18 protein-coding genes are annotated in these 16,065 nt (G+C 74.4%); 8 read left to right on the plus strand and 10 right to left on the minus strand.

Annotated features, from left to right (window positions below; translation table 11 throughout):
- Nucleotides 1-22: 22 nt before the first annotated feature.
- Nucleotides 23-892 (minus strand): manganese catalase family protein, encoded by an 870-nt coding sequence (locus RM555_RS08385; RefSeq protein WP_132234598.1) that lies wholly within the window; start codon nucleotides 890-892, stop codon nucleotides 23-25.
- Between the two features lie 86 nt (nucleotides 893-978).
- Entirely contained in the window at nucleotides 979-1,710 is a 732-nt protein-coding gene (locus RM555_RS08390) for a sensor histidine kinase (RefSeq protein WP_311411189.1), read from the minus strand.
- A 58-nt stretch (nucleotides 1,711-1,768) separates the two neighbouring features.
- Here RM555_RS08390 and RM555_RS08395 point away from each other — a divergent pair, with 58 nt between their 5' ends.
- Both RM555_RS08395 and RM555_RS08400 read left to right on the plus strand, forming a co-directional pair.
- Nucleotides 1,769-2,410, plus strand: coding sequence for a response regulator transcription factor (locus tag RM555_RS08395; RefSeq protein ID WP_311411190.1), 642 nt, complete (start codon nucleotides 1,769-1,771; stop codon nucleotides 2,408-2,410).
- A 136-nt stretch (nucleotides 2,411-2,546) separates the two neighbouring features.
- Nucleotides 2,547-2,894 carry a histone-like nucleoid-structuring protein Lsr2 gene (locus tag RM555_RS08400; protein ID WP_132234604.1) on the plus strand — a complete coding sequence of 116 codons (348 nt, stop codon included), beginning with the start codon at nucleotides 2,547-2,549 and terminating at the stop codon, nucleotides 2,892-2,894.
- A gap of 34 nt (nucleotides 2,895-2,928) precedes the next feature.
- Here the strand turns inward: RM555_RS08400 and RM555_RS08405 are convergent, their stop codons facing one another.
- On the minus strand, nucleotides 2,929-3,147 hold the full coding sequence (locus tag RM555_RS08405; RefSeq protein ID WP_311411191.1) for a hypothetical protein: 219 nt from the start codon (nucleotides 3,145-3,147) through the stop codon (nucleotides 2,929-2,931).
- Nucleotides 3,148-3,212: 65 nt separating this feature from the next.
- On the opposite strand from RM555_RS08405, the gene RM555_RS08410 reads away from it, so the two are divergent.
- Entirely contained in the window at nucleotides 3,213-4,463 is a 1,251-nt protein-coding gene (locus RM555_RS08410; protein WP_311411192.1) for an MFS transporter, read from the plus strand.
- A gap of 86 nt (nucleotides 4,464-4,549) precedes the next feature.
- Here the strand turns inward: RM555_RS08410 and RM555_RS08415 are convergent, their stop codons facing one another.
- A complete protein-coding gene (locus tag RM555_RS08415; protein ID WP_311411193.1) occupies nucleotides 4,550-5,773 on the minus strand; it encodes a hypothetical protein in 1,224 nt (407 codons plus the stop codon).
- 301 nt (nucleotides 5,774-6,074) lie between these two features.
- Nucleotides 6,075-6,959: a PDDEXK family nuclease gene (locus tag RM555_RS08420; RefSeq protein WP_311411194.1), complete on the minus strand. Its 885-nt coding sequence runs from the start codon at nucleotides 6,957-6,959 to the stop codon at nucleotides 6,075-6,077.
- A gap of 163 nt (nucleotides 6,960-7,122) precedes the next feature.
- Between RM555_RS08420 and RM555_RS08425 the strand changes: the two genes are divergently transcribed.
- Nucleotides 7,123-7,689, plus strand: a complete 567-nt coding sequence (locus RM555_RS08425) for a GNAT family N-acetyltransferase (RefSeq protein WP_311411195.1) — start codon at nucleotides 7,123-7,125, stop codon at nucleotides 7,687-7,689.
- A gap of 17 nt (nucleotides 7,690-7,706) precedes the next feature.
- Here the strand turns inward: RM555_RS08425 and RM555_RS08430 are convergent, their stop codons facing one another.
- The gene (locus RM555_RS08430) at nucleotides 7,707-8,579 is read right to left on the minus strand and encodes a phytanoyl-CoA dioxygenase family protein (protein WP_311411196.1); all 873 of its coding nucleotides are present in this window, start codon (nucleotides 8,577-8,579) and stop codon (nucleotides 7,707-7,709) included.
- A gap of 143 nt (nucleotides 8,580-8,722) precedes the next feature.
- On the opposite strand from RM555_RS08430, the gene RM555_RS08435 reads away from it, so the two are divergent.
- Nucleotides 8,723-9,451: a helical backbone metal receptor gene (locus tag RM555_RS08435; RefSeq protein WP_311411197.1), complete on the plus strand. Its 729-nt coding sequence runs from the start codon at nucleotides 8,723-8,725 to the stop codon at nucleotides 9,449-9,451.
- A 24-nt stretch (nucleotides 9,452-9,475) separates the two neighbouring features.
- On the opposite strand, the gene RM555_RS08440 is transcribed toward RM555_RS08435, so the two are convergent.
- Nucleotides 9,476-10,429 carry a TerC family protein gene (locus RM555_RS08440; protein ID WP_311411198.1) on the minus strand — a complete coding sequence of 318 codons (954 nt, stop codon included), beginning with the start codon at nucleotides 10,427-10,429 and terminating at the stop codon, nucleotides 9,476-9,478.
- A gap of 361 nt (nucleotides 10,430-10,790) precedes the next feature.
- Nucleotides 10,791-11,489 (minus strand): CBS domain-containing protein, encoded by a 699-nt coding sequence (locus tag RM555_RS08445; protein ID WP_311411199.1) that lies wholly within the window; start codon nucleotides 11,487-11,489, stop codon nucleotides 10,791-10,793.
- Nucleotides 11,490-11,702: 213 nt separating this feature from the next.
- Here RM555_RS08445 and RM555_RS08450 point away from each other — a divergent pair, with 213 nt between their 5' ends.
- Complete coding sequence (locus tag RM555_RS08450; protein ID WP_311411200.1) at nucleotides 11,703-12,278, plus strand: DoxX family membrane protein; 576 nt, start codon at nucleotides 11,703-11,705, stop codon at nucleotides 12,276-12,278.
- A 190-nt stretch (nucleotides 12,279-12,468) separates the two neighbouring features.
- On the plus strand, nucleotides 12,469-12,861 hold the full coding sequence (locus RM555_RS08455; protein WP_311411201.1) for an FKBP-type peptidyl-prolyl cis-trans isomerase: 393 nt from the start codon (nucleotides 12,469-12,471) through the stop codon (nucleotides 12,859-12,861).
- Nucleotides 12,862-13,087: 226 nt separating this feature from the next.
- On the opposite strand, the gene RM555_RS08460 is transcribed toward RM555_RS08455, so the two are convergent.
- On the minus strand, nucleotides 13,088-13,438 hold the full coding sequence (locus RM555_RS08460) for an STAS domain-containing protein (RefSeq protein WP_311411202.1): 351 nt from the start codon (nucleotides 13,436-13,438) through the stop codon (nucleotides 13,088-13,090).
- Nucleotides 13,439-13,591: 153 nt separating this feature from the next.
- Between RM555_RS08460 and RM555_RS08465 the strand changes: the two genes are divergently transcribed.
- Nucleotides 13,592-14,614, plus strand: a complete 1,023-nt coding sequence (locus tag RM555_RS08465; protein ID WP_311411203.1) for an SMP-30/gluconolactonase/LRE family protein — start codon at nucleotides 13,592-13,594, stop codon at nucleotides 14,612-14,614.
- A 162-nt stretch (nucleotides 14,615-14,776) separates the two neighbouring features.
- Here RM555_RS08465 and RM555_RS08470 read toward each other — a convergent pair whose 3' ends face one another.
- Nucleotides 14,777-16,042, minus strand: coding sequence for a L,D-transpeptidase (locus RM555_RS08470; RefSeq protein WP_311411204.1), 1,266 nt, complete (start codon nucleotides 16,040-16,042; stop codon nucleotides 14,777-14,779).
- Nucleotides 16,043-16,065 lie beyond the last annotated feature (23 nt).

Consider the following 16,065-nt stretch of genomic DNA (forward strand, 5'->3'; position numbering starts at 1 on the left):
CGGACGACCCGGCGCGACGGCGTCAGGTGAGCTTGCTCTTGACCTTGTTGACGGCGCCCTTGGCGAGGCCCGGGTTCGTGCCGTAGAGCCGCGGGTCGCCGGGCGGCAGGACCGGCTCGGGCGCGTGCGCGCGCGGGCTGTGGTCGTAGCGGAACTCGCCCTTGCCGTCGGGGGCCGGCCCGGACGCCCAGCGCCCCTCCGACGCGTCGGTGCCCGGCGAGAAGTCCAGGTACGTGTAGCTGAACTGCTCGGTGAACTCCTTGGAGTCCGGGAACGCGTCGGGCACCGGCATCTCCTCGAGGCCGTCCTCCTTGAGCTGCTCGATGGCCGCCATCCACATGTTCTGGTGCATGGTGTCGCGGGCCAGCAGGAAGCGCAGCATGTTCTTGACCCCGGGGTCGTCGGTCATGTTGAACAGCCGGGCCACCTGGAGCCGGCCCTGCGCCTCGGCGGTGACGTTGAGCTGGAAGTCCGCCATCAGGTTGCCGCTGGCGGTGATGAAGTTGCCGTTCCAGGGCACGCCAGCGCTGTCCACCGGCAGCGCTCCGCCGCCGCCGTGGATGAAGTGCGCCGGGTTCGACCCGCCGTAGATCGCGCCCACCATCGGGTTGTCGGCGGCGGCCTCCTGCAACGACAGCGGCGCGTTCTCCAGCAGCCGGGTGATCATCGTGGCGATCATCTCGACGTGGCCCATCTCCTCGGTGCCGACGTCGAGGAAGAGGTCCTTGTACTTGCCGGGCAGGCGGCAGTTCCAGCCCTGGTAGAGGTACTGGTTGGCGACGGTCATCTCGCCCCACTTGCCGCCCAGGACCTCCTGGAGCCGGCGGGCGAACGCGGCGTCCGGGCCATCCGGCTTGGCCTCGAACTGCAGATCCTTCATGTGGCTGAACACGTGTCCTCCTCGGTGCCGGTCGGGCTGTCACCGAGGCGGTTCCCGCGACGGCCGGCCCTATCGGGCCAACCGGCGGCCCGGCGGGGTCAACCTGTCGCGGGGAACGCCGGCAGCACGACCTCGAGGGCCACCCCGCGCGGTCGCAGCCGGTGCAGGCGCAGCCGTCCGCCGTCGGCGGCGAGCAGCCGCCGGACGATCCACAGCCCCAGCCCGGAGGCCCCGGCGCCGGGAGCGGGCCGGCGCAGCGCCTCGACGAGGGGCGGGTCGACCCGCCCCTCGTCGGTGACGACGATGCGCAGACCGCAGCGGCCGAGCGCGGCGTGGATGCCGACGCGGCCCTCGGCCGGCCCGTGCCGCAGCGCGTTCTCCACCAGGTTGGTCACCACCTGCCGGGTCCGCCGCCGCGGCACCGGGCAGCTCCCGGCCCGCCGCGTCACACCGGTCAGCCGCCGGTGCGGGGGCACGAGGGCCGCCGCACCGCGCAGGACCTGCGCCAACGGCGCCGCCGGATCCGCCGCCGGCGCGAGGGCTCCGGTGCCGGCGGCAGCGTCCCGCAGCAGGCCCTGCAGGTGTACGGCCTGCTCGTGGGCCAGCGCCGTGATGGCGCGCCGGTCGTCGCCGGTGAGCGGGAGCCGCTCGTCGGCGAGCGCCCGGGTGAGCGAGGTGAGGGCGCTGACCGGGGTGCGGAACTCGTGGCAGAGCACGCGCAGCAGCAGTTCCGGGTCGGTGTCCAGGGCCGCCGGGTCGGCCGGACCGGGTTCGGGCCCCGCCCACCGGAGCAGCCGCAACGGGCCCCGCCCCCCGTGCCGTCCGCGCATCCGCCCGACCTCCCTCGTTCGGCCGCATGATCGGTACCCGCTCGGGAACGGACCAGGCATGCCCGCTCCCCCCGTCGTCCGGTTGGCTGTCGTGGACGACCACCCGCTGTTCGTCCGCGGGCTGGAGTTGCTGCTGCCGGCCACGACCGACGGGCGGGCGGAGGTGGTGGGCTCCACCGGCGACGCGTCGGCCGCCGCCTCGCTGGTCGGCCGCTGCCTGCCCGACCTGGCGCTGGTCGACCTGCACATGCCGCCCCCGGGCGGGATCCGGGCCGTGGCGGCGATCCGGCGCACCACGCCCCGGGTGCGGGTGGTGGCCATGTCGGGCGCGGAGGACCCGGCTCCCGCCCTGGAGGCGCTACGCGCCGGCGCCGAGGCCTTCCTGCCCAAGACCGCCGAGCCGGAGGAGCTGCTGCCCCCGCTGCTGGCCGTCCTCGACGGCTGGGCGGTGCTGCCGGGGCACCTGCTCCGTGCGTTGCTGCGGCCCGGCCGGGCGGCCCCGGTCGATCTGGACGACGAGGAACGGGCGATGCTCCGGGCCATCGCTGCGGGCCGCAGCACCGTCGAGATCGCCGAACGGATGCACGTCTCGGAACGCACCGTGAAGCGGATGACCGCCGCGCTGCTGCGAAAGTTGCGGGTCTCCACCCGGGCCGAGGCGGCGGCGCTCGCCGGTCACGCAGGGCTGCTCGGCGACTGAGCCCGGGCTTTGCGCCAAGCCGTTTTCCCGCGATAACGCGACGCGCCGAAATGAGGACGACGCGCATTGTTGCGGATTAGCCGTGGGATACGTCAAACTTTGACCACACCCCGCCCCACACAGGGAGTAATTGACGATGGCGAGAAAAGTAATCACGGTCCTGACCGACGACCTCGACGGTGGAAAGGCCGACCGGACCGTCGAGTTCAGTCTGGACGGGGTGGCATACACCATCGACGTCTCCGACGAGAACGCGGGCGTGCTGCGCAAGGCCCTCGACCCGTACATCAACGCTGGCCGGCGGATCGGTCGCGGGACCGCCGACACCGGGCGGGCACCTCGGCGGGCAGGCACGCCGGGCGGCTCGGGAATGGACCGCGAGCAGAACCGGGCCATCCGGGAATGGGCCACCAAGAACGGCTACAAGATTTCCGAGCGCGGCCGCATCCCGGTCGAGGTCGTGGAGGCGTACAAGAACCGCTGACCGGCACCGGGCTCACGCTCGGGCTCGCGCGGGGTCACGCTGAGGAATCAGCGCGGCCCCGCCGGTCTTTTCCCACGCCCGTCCATTCGCACGACCCGCGCCCGTCGGCGGGCCCATTCCCGGCCCGCCACGATTGCACTTCGACCATCGGCGGGTCGCCGGGTCGCTTCGGATCGGCCGACAACGGCCCGTTCACCAGCGCGGCGAGCGTGATCATCGCCACGATCACCCCGGCGCGCAGCCGGGACGCCACACTTCCCGAGTGTAATGAGCGACAGCTTTGTCGAGCATTACCGGTGCGGATCTCGGGGGTGGCGGATGACGCGATGGTGGAGCCAGACGGCCGGGGGACTGCCCCGCGTCTTCTGGTACCTCTGGTCGGCCACGCTGATCAACCGGCTGGGCAGCTTCGTCGCCATCTACCTCGGCGTCTACCTGGTGTCGGTACGCGGCCTCAGTCCCGCGTACGCCGGGATCGTGATCGGGTTGCACGGAGCCGGCAGCGCGGCCGGTGGCGTGCTCGGCGGGATCGTCGCGGACCGGTGGGGGCGACGGCCCGCCATGCTGACCGGAAACGTGGCCGCCGCGGCGGCGGCGCTGGCGCTGGGCCTGAGCGGGCACCCCGCGGCGATCGCGGCCCTCACCCTGCTGCTCGGGCTCTGCCTGGGCGTCGCCCGGCCGGCCTTCACGGCGACCGTCATCGACGTGGTGGGCGAACGGGACCGCCTGCGCGCGCTGACGTTGAACTACTGGGCGATCAACATCGGGTTCGCCGTCGCCGCGACCGTGGCCGGCCTGCTGGTCCGGGTCGAGCCGCTGCTGCTGTTCGCGATCAACGCGGCGGTGCTGCTCGGCACCGCCGCGCTGATCGGCCTGACCGTGCCCGAGTCGCGCCCCGCCCCGGTGGCCGTCGCGCAGGTCGCCCGCGTCGACTCCGGCGGGCTCGGCACCGTGCTGCGGGACCGGGTCTTCCTGACCTTCACGGCCCTCACCGGGTTGGCCTGGCTCTGCATCGAGAGCAGCGCCATGCTGCCGGTGGCGTTGCAGGCCGACGGGCTGCCGGCGTCGGCGTTCGGGCCGGTCATCGCGGTCAACGGCCTGATGATCGTGCTGGGGCAGCTCTTCGTGCCCCGCCTGATCGGCCGCTTCGACAGGTCCCGCACCGTCGCCGTGGCCGTCGTGGTGATCGGCGCCGGCTTCGCCCTGACCGCGCTGGCCGACGCCGTCTGGTTCTACGCGCTCACGGTGGCCGTCTGGACGCTCGGCGAGATGCTGATGACCCCGTCGAACTCGGCGCTGACCGCCGACCTGGCGCCGGCCGCCCAGCGCGGCCGCTACCAGGGCGTCTACTCGCTCGGTCACGCCTTCGCCAGCTTCGCCGGGCCGACGCTGGGCGGCCTGGTCGCCGCCCGGTTCTCCACCGACGTCCTCTGGCTGGGGCTGTTCGGGCTGGCCCTGCTGGTGGCCGCCGGCAACCTCCTGGCGGTGCGGCCCCGGGCCCGGCGGATCACCGCCCTGCGGGCCGCCGCGGCGCCCGCCGCCCCGCGCGAGGCCGCGGCGCTGGTGTGACCGCCCGCTGGCGTGACCGCGCCGCTGACGTGACCGCGCCGCTGACGGGGCCGCCGGGGTGCGCCCGGACAACCCCGCAGCGGTCGTCAGCCGACCTGGATGCGCACCACGTCGAAGGCCGGCGTCTGGTTGGCCCGCTCCATCATCGGCACCCGGTGCGAGCCGTCGCCGGCCCAGACCGCGCACTGGGCGGTGCCGGATCCGGGCAGCCCGGGGATCTGGATGGTCACGTCGTCGGGCTCGGCGCCACCACGGCTGTCCTCGGTGGCGACGAAGAACGCCGGCACCTCCTGCGGCTGCGGCGGCTGCCGGAGGCTGCCCAGCATCCGGCAGGCGGTGTGGAAGTGGCCCCGCACCAGTCCCTGCTCGTTGAGCAGCGAGCTCTCCACGTAGTACCCGCCCTGCCCGGCGGCCAGGAAGCGGTCCCGTACGAGGTTGCGGGTGGAGACCCGGAGGGTGAACGGCTGGTTCGACCCGACCCGGTCGGGGAAATCGGTGATCAGCAGCGACGGATTGTCGGCTGCGGGCCCCACCTCGCCGAACGCGGTGCTGACGCAGCGGTTGCCGTTCTGGAAACCGTCGTGCGGCTGCAACCGGCTGTCCTCGCAGTCGTTCGCGATCACTCCCAGCCCGGCGCCGGGCCCACCATTCCCACCGCCGTTGTTCCCACCGCCGTTGTTCCCACCGCCGTTGTTGTTGCCGGTCGGCGCCACCTGGCACTCGGCGAGCCGGGCCAGGCCCTGCGGCCGGGGGCCCACCCGGTCGATGGCGATGGTGATCCGCTCCAGCGTCGCCCGGCGCTTGCCGGCCAGCGGCTGGAGGATCGAGGTGCGGACGAACTCCTCGCCCCGCCGGCCCTCGGCGGCCAGCCGCCGGTCCGCCTCGGCGATCTGGGCCTGCAGCAGGTTCAGGTTCCGGTCGACCTCGGCGCGGGCGCGGTCGGGCACCCGCGGCAGCCGGCCGGCCACGTCCGGGCAGGCCACGGCCGAGCCGCCGTTGTCGGCGCCGCCACCGCGCGTCTGCTCGCACTCGGCGACCGACTGCTGCCCGTCCCCCCAGTGGTTGCGCACCCAGCGGCCGTCCTGCCAGGTCCGGCTGGTGCCCCGCCCGCTCGGCGCGGTCGCGCCCGGGCTCGGCTCCACGCAGGCGGCGGAGGCCGGTCGGGTGCTGGTCGGCCGCCGGTCCTCGGCCGACGAGATCTGGGTCACGGCGACGATCCCGCCGAAGACCGCGAGCGTGCCGACGACGGCCAGCAGTCGCTTGCTCCGCGCGCTACCGGATGACCGGCGCGCCCGTGTGGACCTGCGCATCGAATTGCTCTCCTTCGCGATCCGGTAGTTGATTCGAGACCTCGGCGGACCGACGGAATTGCGGGGCGCGCCCGACGGCGACCGTCGCGGCGTCCAGGTGGCACGTCGATGACCGACGATGCCCTTTCCGCACCGTCTTCCGCGCCGCGCGGCGCGGTCGGGGAGATCCTGTCCATTCCCGCAGGAGTACGGGACGGCCGGCGCGAAGGTTCAACGCGATTCGGGGAATCCGGGCGGGGCCCGGCGTCGACCGGTGACGTGTGCCGGGCCGGTGACCGGTGGCGCGCCGGAGAGGGGCGGGTCAGTCCGCGCAGAGGTGGGCGAACGCGAAGCCGCCCGTCATCTCGTCGTGCCGGGACTCCAGTCCCCGGATCTCGGCGAGCAACCCGTCCCAGGGCGTCAGGACCGCCTCGGCGGCGTCCAGCGCGCGCAGCCGCTCCCCGACGGCCACCGCCGCCAGGTCCTCAGCCAGCCGTCCCGGATCCACCCCGGCGGAGACGCGCTGGGGGTGCACCGTCACCCGCTCCACCAGGCAGGCGTCGGGGCGCACCCGCACCCAGCTCCATCCCTCGGCGGGCCCGCCCGTCCAGCGCACGTGCAGCCCCCGCACGATCGGGTCGGCCAGCCGCCGCGACACGTACGCCTCGACGGCGGCGGCCCGGGCCAGGGCGCCGAGGTCGTTGACGTGCCCGGTCCGCCCGTCGGGCAGCCGACCGAGGATGTCGCGGAAGCCGACCGGGGGCACCCCCGTGTCGTCGGGCTCCCCCGCGCCGGGGGCCGCGTACGCGCGCGCGTCGATCACGTACGCCACGATCCGGCGCCCGTGCTCCCCGGCCCGCAGCGTCGGCGACCCGATCCGCAGCACCGCCAGGCCGACCGCCTCGGCGACCGCGTTCTTCAGCCGCTCGACCCGCTGCGCGGCGGAGCCGGGGGCCGCGACGGGGCCGACCTCGACGGCGAAGACCGGCCGGGCCGTGTCGGCGGCGCAGACGACGAGGTCGTAGCCCTCCCGGCTGGCCGTGCTCCACTGGCTGCCGGTGACGCCCGGCGGACGCCCCTGCACCAGTTCGCCGAGCCGGCGGGGGCCGTGCACGAGCTGGCCGCCCCGGGCGAGCAGCGGGCCGCGTCCACCGTCCCCGGCGACCGCGCGCAGCCAGGAGCCGTCCCCACCACCGGTGCCCGTCATCCGCCTGATCCGTCCGTCCCGCCGCCGACCGAGGCCGACGCGTCGGCCGGGGCGAGTCTAGGCCGTCGATCATGACCGGCGTGCCGGTGGTGCCCCTCGGGCCGTCGGCCCGTCGGCCCGCAATTCGCTTGAGGTCATCCGCCCGCGCCGGTGGGATGGGCGGGTGAGCGTCTTCCTGGGCACCGAGCGGCTGGTGCTGCGCGAGTTCACCGCCGACGACGTCGACCTGCTCGTCGAGCTGGACGGCGACCCCGAGGTGATGCGGTACCTGACCGGCGGGCGCCCCACCCCGCCCGAGGCGGTCCGGGAGCGCGTCCTGCCCCGGATCCTGGCCCACTACCGGCGACCGCCGGGGCTCGGGTGGTGGGCGGCGCTGGGCCGCGGCTCGGGCGACTTCCTGGGCTGGTTCGAGTTCCGCCCGACCCGCGAGGGCGACGCCCGCGAGGTGGAGCTGGGCTACCGGCTGCGCCGCTCCGCCTGGGGCGTCGGCCTCGCCACCGAGGGCTGCCGGGCGCTGATCGACGAGGGCTTCACCGCGCTCGGCGTGCAGCGGGTCACCGCGAACACGATGTCCGTCAACGCCGCGTCGCGTCGGGTCATGGAGAAGTCCGGGCTACGGCTCGTGCGGACGTACGTCGGGGACTGGCCGGAGCCGATCGACGGCGCGGAGCACGGCGAGGTGGAGTACGCGCTGACCCGGCAGCGGTGGCTGCGCCGCGACGCCGCCTAGGCCCGGCGAGCCGACTGTCACTCCGCGCCCATCACCAGGCCCTCGATGGTGTGTTTCTGCCGGATCGGCGTCAGGGCGTCCACCACCGGGCAGGGCAGGTGGGCGCGCACCTGCTCGGGCAGGCCCGCCCAGTACCCCCGGGTGACCGCCATGTCGTGGTGCGCGGCGTTGCCCGCTCCCGGCGCGTCGACGCCGAGCACCAGCACCGGGCGGGGCAGGGTGGAGACGTTCGGCGTGCCGCGGTGGATGGTCAGCGCGGACCGGGCGGAGATGTCGCCGCGCCGCGGATACTTGCGGACGGCCCGTTGCGCGTAGCGGGGGTGGCGGTCCCTGGGCGGGAACATCTGGTGGTCGAAGTCGCGTCCGTCGTCCCACTGGGTGCCCGGGGCGATCTCGAACGGACCCATCTCCTCCACGGTGTCCACCGTGGTCAGGTTGAAGGCCAGCGAGGTCAGCCGCCGCTGCCGGCGGGTGTCCTCCGGCATCGGGAAGTCCCGGTGCCACGGCTGCATGGCCGCGCCGGGAAACGGGATGTCGAAACCGAGCTCGACGATCTGGTAGTCGGGCCCGAGCACGGCCCGGCACACCGAGACCACCCACGGGTGGGTCACCAGGTCGACGAAGCCGCGCAGCTGCTCGGGGTGGATCTCCACGTACCACCGCTGCGGGCCGCGGCCGACCGCGCCGTCGGGGCGGGAGCGGGCCTCCCGGAAGGCGGCCTCGACGTCCTCGCCGACCCGGTCCACCCAGTCCACGGCGAAGGCGCCCCGGCATGCGGTGATGCCGTCCCGGTAGAGGTCGCCGAGCGCCGCCAGCGGAACCTCCTCGTCCTCGACGGGGGCGACGGGCTGGTCGGTGCGCGGCGCGGGCGCGGTGGAGTGGGACCTCATCGAACCTCCTGACGGGACCAGCCGAGTATTACAACGTTGTAGAGACCCCGCAAGGGACGCCCGGGCCGCCACCCCGCCACGGGCCGGGGCATGATCGACCGGTACGCCGGTGGTCGGCGCACGGGACAGGGGAGGTACGCGGGGTGCGGGTCGTTTCGCTGGTGCCGTCGCTGACCGAGGCCGTCGCCCTGACCCTGCCGGGTCTGCTGGTCGGCGCCACCGACTGGTGCACCCACCCGGCCGGGCTGGACGTGGCGCGGGTCGGCGGGAGCAAGTACCCGGACCTGGACCGGGTGCGCGCGCTGCGCCCCGACCTGGTCCTGCTCAACGTCGAGGAGAACCGCCGGGAGGACGCCGACGCGCTGACCGCCGCCGGCGTGCCGGTCCGGGTGACCTATCCGCGTACCGTCGACGAGGCGCTGACCGAGCTGGCGGACCTGCTCCGCGACCTGGGCGCCCCGGCCGAACCGGAGTGGCTCGCCGAGGCCCGCGGCGCGTGGGCCGGGCTGCCCACCGCCCGGCCGTCCCGCCGGGCGGTGGTGCCGGTCTGGCGGCGACCGTGGGTGGTGCTGGGCGCTGACACCTTCGCCGGTGACGTGCTGCGCCGGCTCGGCGTCACCAACGCGTACGCCGACGACGTCGAGCGCTATCCCCGGCCGGGCCTCGACGCGCTGCGCGCCCGCGCGCCGGAGCTGGTGGTGCTGCCCGACGAGCCGTACCGCTTCACCGCCGAGGACGGGCCGGAGGCGTTCCCCGGCACCCCCTGCGCCCTGCTCTCCGGCAGGCACCTGACCTGGTACGGCCCGTCGCTCGCCGAAGCGCCCGCCGTGCTCTCCGCCCAGCTCGCCGACCCGGTCGTACACCCGGGCTGACCGCCGCGCCCCCACCTCGACCGGTCACCCGCCCGCCCGCCGGCGCCGTTCCCGACGGGCGGCGACCATGCTCCACCCGATCGCGACGGACAGCGTCAGCACCACCACCGCGAGGGTCGACCAGACCGGCAGCTTCCCGACCGGCGTCTCGGCCAGGATCAGCTTCGCCCCGGCGAAGGCCAGCAGGAAGGCCAGCCCGTACCGCAGGTAGCCGAAGTGCCGCAGCAGCCCCGCCAGGCAGAAGTAGAGGCTGCGCAGGCCGAGCACGGCGAACGCGGTAGCCGTCCAGACGAGGAACGTGTCGGTGGTGATGGCCAGGATCGCCGCCACCGAGTCGATCGCGAAGACCACGTCGGTGGCCTCGATCGCGACCAGCGCCACCAGCAGCAGGGTGGCACTGCGCCGGCCGTCGACCCGGACGGTGAACCGGCCGCCGTGGTAGCCCGGCTCCGTGGGCACCAGCCGCCGGAACGCCCGCACCACGACGTTGCGGTCGGGGTCGACGTCCGGCTCACCGCGTACCGCGAGTCGCCACCCCGTCCAGATGAGGAAGGCGCCGAGCACGACGCCGGCCCAGGTCAGCCGCTCCAGCAGTTCGGCGCCGGCGAAGATGAAGGCCAGCCGGAACGCGAGCGCACCGACGACCCCCCAGAAGAGCACCTTGTGCTGGTACGCGGCCGGCACCCGGAAGTACCCGAACAGCAGCGCGAAGACGAAGACGTTGTCGACGGAGAGCGCCTTCTCCAACAGGTAGCCGGAGAAGTACGCCACGGCCGGCTCGCCGCCCCGCCACAGCCAGACGACCAGGCCGAAGGTGAGCCCCGCGGTGATCCAGACGCCGCTCCACAGCAGCGCCTCGCGCAGTTCGATGACGTGGTTGTCGCGGTGGGAGAGCAGGTCCACGGCGAGCATGACGGCGATGACCGCGCCCACCGCCGCCCAGGCCCACAGGGGTGCCGCGAACGTCGCCTCGTCCACCCGGCGTCCTCCGCATCCCCGACGGCGGCTCCGCTCCCGACGCGCGGCCCGGTCCGGCTCGCATGGTTCCCGACGGCCTGCGGCGCGGATACGCCCCCACCGGCATGCGGCGCGGGTGCGCCCTCGGCGGCCCGGCGGCGGGCCCGGAGCACGTCCGATCCCGAGCCTAGGCGAGCCGCCCACCGGCCGGCGGCGGTCCGGGCAAGTCGATGCCGTCGACGGGACGGTTCGATGCCCGGCGGGCCGGACAGTTCGCGCCGCCGACGGGTCCAACCCGTCCGGGCTTCAGGCGCCCGGCCCGACCGGATGTCAGGCGCGCCCGGCCCGCCCGGATGTCAGGCGGGCCGGGCGGGCCCGGACGTCAGGCCACCGGGGTGATCCGGGCCGGGTCCAGGTCGGCGAGGGTGGTGTCGTCGACGTCGTAGGCGAGGGTGCTGGTCACCCGGACCACGCCGCTGACCTGCCCCGCGAGCCGGCCCGCCAACTCGACGGCGCTGCGCCGGTCCAACCGGCCGTCGAGCGTCACCTCACCCCCGCGCACCCGGACGGTGACCAGCCCGTCCCGCACCGCGAGCACCCGGCGCAGCACCTCCTGCACCACGTCCTCGCGGATCTCCGCGTCGGTGCGCAGGTGCACCCGCAGCAGGTCACCGCGCGTGACGATGCCGACGAGCCGGCCCAGGTCGTCGAGCACCGGCAGCCGCTTGACCGACTCCCGGTCCATCTGCCGGGCCGCGGCGGAGATCGTCGCCTCCGGCCAGGTCGCCACCGCCGGGGCGGTCATCAGGTCACGCGCCAGCAGCGCCTCGGCCTTCTCCCGGGCGGTGCGGCGTCGTCGCCCCTCGAAGACCCGCCGCTCGTCCGGGTGGCCGGCCCGCTCGACCTTGTGCAGCAGGTCCGACTCGGAGACCACGCCGAGGACCCGACGGAAGCCGTCCACCACGGGTACCCCGCTGATGCCCCGCCGGACCACCGCGTCGACGATCTCCCGGTAGGGGGTCTCCTCCCCCACCGTCGTGACCTCCCGGGTCATCACGTCGCCCACCTGCCACGTCCTCATCACGACCTCCCTGTCGTTCCCCACCGCGACGCTACGACCGCGGCGGGCCGCCGGTCAGGGCCGCCGGACCGGACCGGCACGGCCGTACGGACCGGTGCGGAAGGGGTCCAAGGTCCCCCTCCGGTGGGGCCCGGTCGGCCCTGCCCGCCCGGCGCCGGCGGGCGTCCAATGGAGATGCCACCGGAAAGCGCGGTGCGAGGCACACGAAGGGACGTGGAGACAATGGCCGCGACGATCGAGCGCACCACCGTCGGGACCGACGCTGCGGTGGCGGAGACCCGGCACGTCGGCGAGACCCCCAGGGAACGGGCCGCCCGGTACATCTTCGCCGGCATCCGGATCGCCCTCGGGTGGACCTTCCTCTGGGCGTTCCTGGACAAGGTCTTCGGTCTGGGGTTCGCCACCGAGGCGAAGAACGCCTGGATCAACGGCGGCAGCCCCACCAAGGGCTTCCTGACCTTCGGCGCGGCCGGCCCGTTTACGGACTTCTACCAGGGCATCGCCGGGGCCGCCTGGGCGGACGTGCTCTTCATGGCCGGCCTGGCCGCGATCGGCGTCGCGCTGCTGCTCGGCATCGGGATGCGGATCGCCGCCGTCGCGGGAGCGGTGCTCTACGTGATGATGTGGACGGTCGTCCTGCCTCCCGAGAACAACCCCTTCATGGACGAGCACCTGATCAACGCGGCGCTGCTGGTCGGTCTCGCACTGGTCAACGCCGGCGCGACCCTCGGCCTGGGCGCGACGTGGGCGAAGCTCCCGATCGTGCGGCGGTTCCCCTGGCTGCGCTGACCCGGCGCGGTATCTCCCCCTCGGCGGGCGTCACCACCGGTGACGCCCGCTCGGCGTGCCCACCGCGTCACGCCGTCGCCCCGAGGGCCGGCCGCGACGCGTGCGCCGGGACCGCCACACATCGGTCGGACGCCATCGGGCAGGATCTCGGGTGACGGACATCAGGACCGAAACGGTAGGAGACTCCCGAATGAACCAGGCAGCAGGCGCCCGCTCGGGCAAGCCCGAGGTGGGTCCGATCGAGGGCGCGCCGCCCGCCGACCTCGTCATCGAGGACATCACCGTCGGCGAGGGGCCGGAGGCCCAGCCGGGGCAGCTGGCCAGCGTCCACTACGTGGGGGTCGCACACTCCAACGGTCGCGAGTTCGACTCCTCGTGGAACCGGGGTGACGCGTTCGAGTTCCAGCTCGGCGCTGGTCACGTCATCTCCGGCTGGGACCGGGGCGTCGTGGGCATGCGGGTCGGCGGCCGGCGCCGCCTGACCATCCCGCCGCACCTGGGTTACGGCGACCGGGGTGCCGCCGGCGTCATCAAGCCGGGCGAGACCCTGGTCTTCGTCGTCGACCTGCTCGGCGTCCGCTGAGCGGAGGATGACCCACTGAGCGGTCGGGCACCGCCGGGCGGGGGATGATCCTCCGAACGGACGGTGCACCGCTTCAGTGCACGGCGAACCGCCGGGCAACGGGCCGGTGCGGACGGTCGACGACGCCGTCGGCACCGGCCCGCTGCCAACGTCGGTGCACTGGCTGGGCGGGCTCCCAGTCGAAGCGTTGCACGTCACGGTGCCCCTGGACCTCGGGCGCCGGAGGTCAGCAGGGCACCAGCTCCCGGTCGGCGCACGGGTCCACGATCGGGATGACCCGGTGCAGGCCGGTGGCCCGCAGCACCCGCTCGACCACCGGGTCGGGGCGGACCAGCACCAGCTCACCCCCTCGGGCACGCACGCGCAGGTGCGCGGCGACCAGCGCCCGCACCCCGGCTGCGGAGAGCAGGCGGACGCCGGAGAGATCCAGCCGGAGAACGGGCCGGGCCGGGGCGGCCCAGAGCGCGGAGCGGAACGCGGCGACCGTGGCGATGTCGACCTCGCCGGTCGCCCGCACCTCCACCTCGTGGTCGGCCACGGTGATGTCCACGTGGAGCCGGTCGTCGCGCTGTCCCATGCGACGAACCTATCCCCCGCCACCGACATTTCCGCCCTGCTGAGGGACCGGATCCGGGTACGCCCAGGGTCATACCCCGAGACTCCCGGATCCCCCTCAGGGATGACGCGACGGGGGCCTGCGGGCTGCACATCGGCGGGCGAGAATGAGCCGATGGTCGCTCCCCGCCGCCGCCGCGCGCCCCGGCTGATCCGCCCCGTCCGCGAGCCCGCCACGGTCCCGCCGCCGCTCGACGGGCCGTGGACGCCCGCCGACCGGCGGCTCGACTCGGTGGAGCTGCTGCCCCTGCCCGACGGGGTGTCGGGCCCGGAGGACGTGGTCGTCGACCCGTCCGGCCGGGTGGTCAGCGGGACGGAGGACGGCCGGCTCTGGTGGTGGCCGGTCGACGCGCCTCCCGGCACCCGGCCCCGGCCGCTCGCCGACACCGGGGGCCGGCCGCTGGGCGTGGAGGTCGACCCGCTCGACGGCAGCCTCGTGGTCTGCGACGCGTACCGGGGGCTGCTGCGGGTGACCGGCGACGGTGCGGTGCACGAGCTGGGCGGCCTCGGGGCCAGGGCGCACCTGGCCGACAACGCCACCGTCGCCCGCGACGGCACGGTCTACTTCACCGACTCGTCCGACCGCTTCCCGCTCTCGCACTGGAAGCACGACCTGCTGGAGCACCGGCCCAACGGGCGGGTGCTGGCGTACGACCCGCGCAGCGGGCGCACCGACGTCGTCCGCGCCGGGTTCTACTTCCCCAACGGGCTCGCGCTCACCCCGGACGAGTCGGCGCTGATGCTGGTCGAGACCGCCGCCCATCGACTGGTGCGGGTCGCGCTGGCCGACGGCGCGGTCACCGTGCTGGCCGACCTGCCGGCGTACCCGGACAACCTGACCCCGGTGGGCGACGGGACGTACTGGATCGCGTTGCCCAGCCCCCGCGTGCCGGTGGTCGAGCGGCTGCTGCCCCACCCCCGGCTGCGGCAGCTGGTGGCGGTGCTGCCGGCGGCGGTGCAGCCGAAGCCGCTGCGCTACGGCCTGGTGGCCCTCGTCGACGGCGAGGGGCGGGTGCTGCGGACCCTGCACGGCCCGCGCGGGACCTACGACATGGTCACCGGCGTCCGCCAGCACGGCGACCACCTGTGGCTGGGCAGCCTCACGGGCCCCGGGGTGGCCCGGGTGCCGCTGGGCTGAGCCGCGACGCCGGACGGGTCGGCGGGAAACGCCGGTGCGACCACCGCGCCGGGAACCGGCCCGTGTGGCGGGGTCGGCGGGGAACGCCCCGGTGCGATCGACGCGCCGGGGACCGGCCCCGCGTGGCGGCGGACCGGTCCCCCGGGTGTGCGTACGGTCGGGTCAGCCGCCGCGGACGGACGGCGCTGGCGCCGGCGAGCCCCCGGCCACCGCACCGGGGTGCGGCACGGCCGACGGGGACGGCCGCAGCCCGGCCGGCACGGGCAGCGCGCTGCCCTTGACGAACTCGTCCCAGCTGACGTTCCAGGCCGTCCAGCCGTTGCCCTCGGTCAGCTCGACCTCGGTGCCCTTGATGGTGACCAGGTCGCCGACCTGGGTGACGCCCATCAGCCAGTCCGCGGCCTCGTTGGAGACGTTGGTGCAGCCGTGCGAGACGTTGGTGTTGCCCTGGTCCCCCACCGACCACGGCGCCGCGTGGATGAACTCGCCGCCCCAGGTGAGTCGTTGGGCGTCCTCGACGTCGACCACGTAGGGGTCGGCCGAGCCCCGGGTGTCGAACGTCGTGAAATCGTGCTTCTCCATGATCACCATCTTGCCGCTGGAGGTCGGCGTGCTCGGCTTGCCCATGCTGACCGGGATCCTGCGGACCACCTTGCCGTCGCGCAGCACGGACATCTGCTTGGTCGCGTTGTCGATCTCCAGGGCCACCTGCCGGCCGATCTTCGACGTGGCGGTGCGGTCGGAGTCGCCGACCCGGTCCTTGCCGATCGGCAGGCCCTCCAGCCCGGCCCGGACGCTGATGCGGGTCCCCGGGCGCCAGAAATCGGGGGCCCGGTAATAGGCCTGACTGCCGTCGGACACCCACGACCAGGCGCCCGGCTGCGGCGGATCCGTCTTCACGAACAATCGGCGCTGAACGTCGTCCCTGGCCTCTTTGGGAATGGGTGGGTCGAATGCCACGGTCACCGGCATCGCGGTCCCGTACGTCCGATCACCGGCGAAGTACAACGTGCTGGTGATTTCCGGTTTCGTCGATTTCGGCATCGTGGTGAAGGTGGTCTTCCGGGTCGTCGTCGTGCCCGAGTCGCCCGTGGCGGTCACCTCCGCGGTGTAGGTGCGCCGCGGCTTCAGGGGCGCCTTCGGCACCCAGCCCGAGCCGTCCTCCCGGGGCTCCGCCGCGACCTGCGCGCCCTTGTCGTCGGTGATCCGCACGGCGGTGACCTTCCCGTTCCTGACCGCGGTTCCCACCTCGGCGGTGATCGGCACCTCGCGCGCGCGGTCGGTGGGCGTCACGGTCAACTCCGGCGCCGCCGCCTGCCCCTCGGCCGGCCGGGCACCCGGCTTGCGGTCGGCGGTGCACCCGCCGAGGGCCAACGGCGCGGCCGCGATGGTCACGGCCAGCACCGTCAGTCGCCGCCTCAACTCCATGATGCGTCCCCCCGTTGTCTGGT

Origin of the sequence: Micromonospora reichwaldensis, assembly GCF_031845925.1 — a bacterium.
Classification (GTDB): Bacteria; Actinomycetota; Actinomycetes; order Mycobacteriales; family Micromonosporaceae; genus Micromonospora; species Micromonospora reichwaldensis.

Excerpts from the sequence above, each read along its gene's own strand:
- RM555_RS08390 (WP_311411189.1), bottom strand. The coding sequence starts at position 1,710 with ATGCGCGGACGGCACGGGGGGCGGGGCCCGTTGCGGCTGCTCCGGTGG.
- RM555_RS08395 (WP_311411190.1), top strand. The coding sequence starts at position 1,769 with ATGCCCGCTCCCCCCGTCGTCCGGTTGGCTGTCGTGGACGACCACCCG.
- RM555_RS08400 (WP_132234604.1), top strand. The coding sequence starts at position 2,547 with ATGGCGAGAAAAGTAATCACGGTCCTGACCGACGACCTCGACGGTGGA.
- RM555_RS08410 (WP_311411192.1), top strand. The coding sequence starts at position 3,213 with ATGACGCGATGGTGGAGCCAGACGGCCGGGGGACTGCCCCGCGTCTTC.
- RM555_RS08415 (WP_311411193.1), bottom strand. The coding sequence starts at position 5,773 with ATGCGCAGGTCCACACGGGCGCGCCGGTCATCCGGTAGCGCGCGGAGC.
- RM555_RS08420 (WP_311411194.1), bottom strand. The coding sequence starts at position 6,959 with ATGACGGGCACCGGTGGTGGGGACGGCTCCTGGCTGCGCGCGGTCGCC.
- RM555_RS08430 (WP_311411196.1), bottom strand. The coding sequence starts at position 8,579 with ATGAGGTCCCACTCCACCGCGCCCGCGCCGCGCACCGACCAGCCCGTC.
- RM555_RS08445 (WP_311411199.1), bottom strand. The coding sequence starts at position 11,489 with ATGAGGACGTGGCAGGTGGGCGACGTGATGACCCGGGAGGTCACGACG.
- RM555_RS08455 (WP_311411201.1), top strand. The coding sequence starts at position 12,469 with ATGAACCAGGCAGCAGGCGCCCGCTCGGGCAAGCCCGAGGTGGGTCCG.
- RM555_RS08460 (WP_311411202.1), bottom strand. The coding sequence starts at position 13,438 with ATGGGACAGCGCGACGACCGGCTCCACGTGGACATCACCGTGGCCGAC.
- RM555_RS08465 (WP_311411203.1), top strand. The coding sequence starts at position 13,592 with ATGGTCGCTCCCCGCCGCCGCCGCGCGCCCCGGCTGATCCGCCCCGTC.
- RM555_RS08470 (WP_311411204.1), bottom strand. The coding sequence starts at position 16,042 with ATGGAGTTGAGGCGGCGACTGACGGTGCTGGCCGTGACCATCGCGGCC.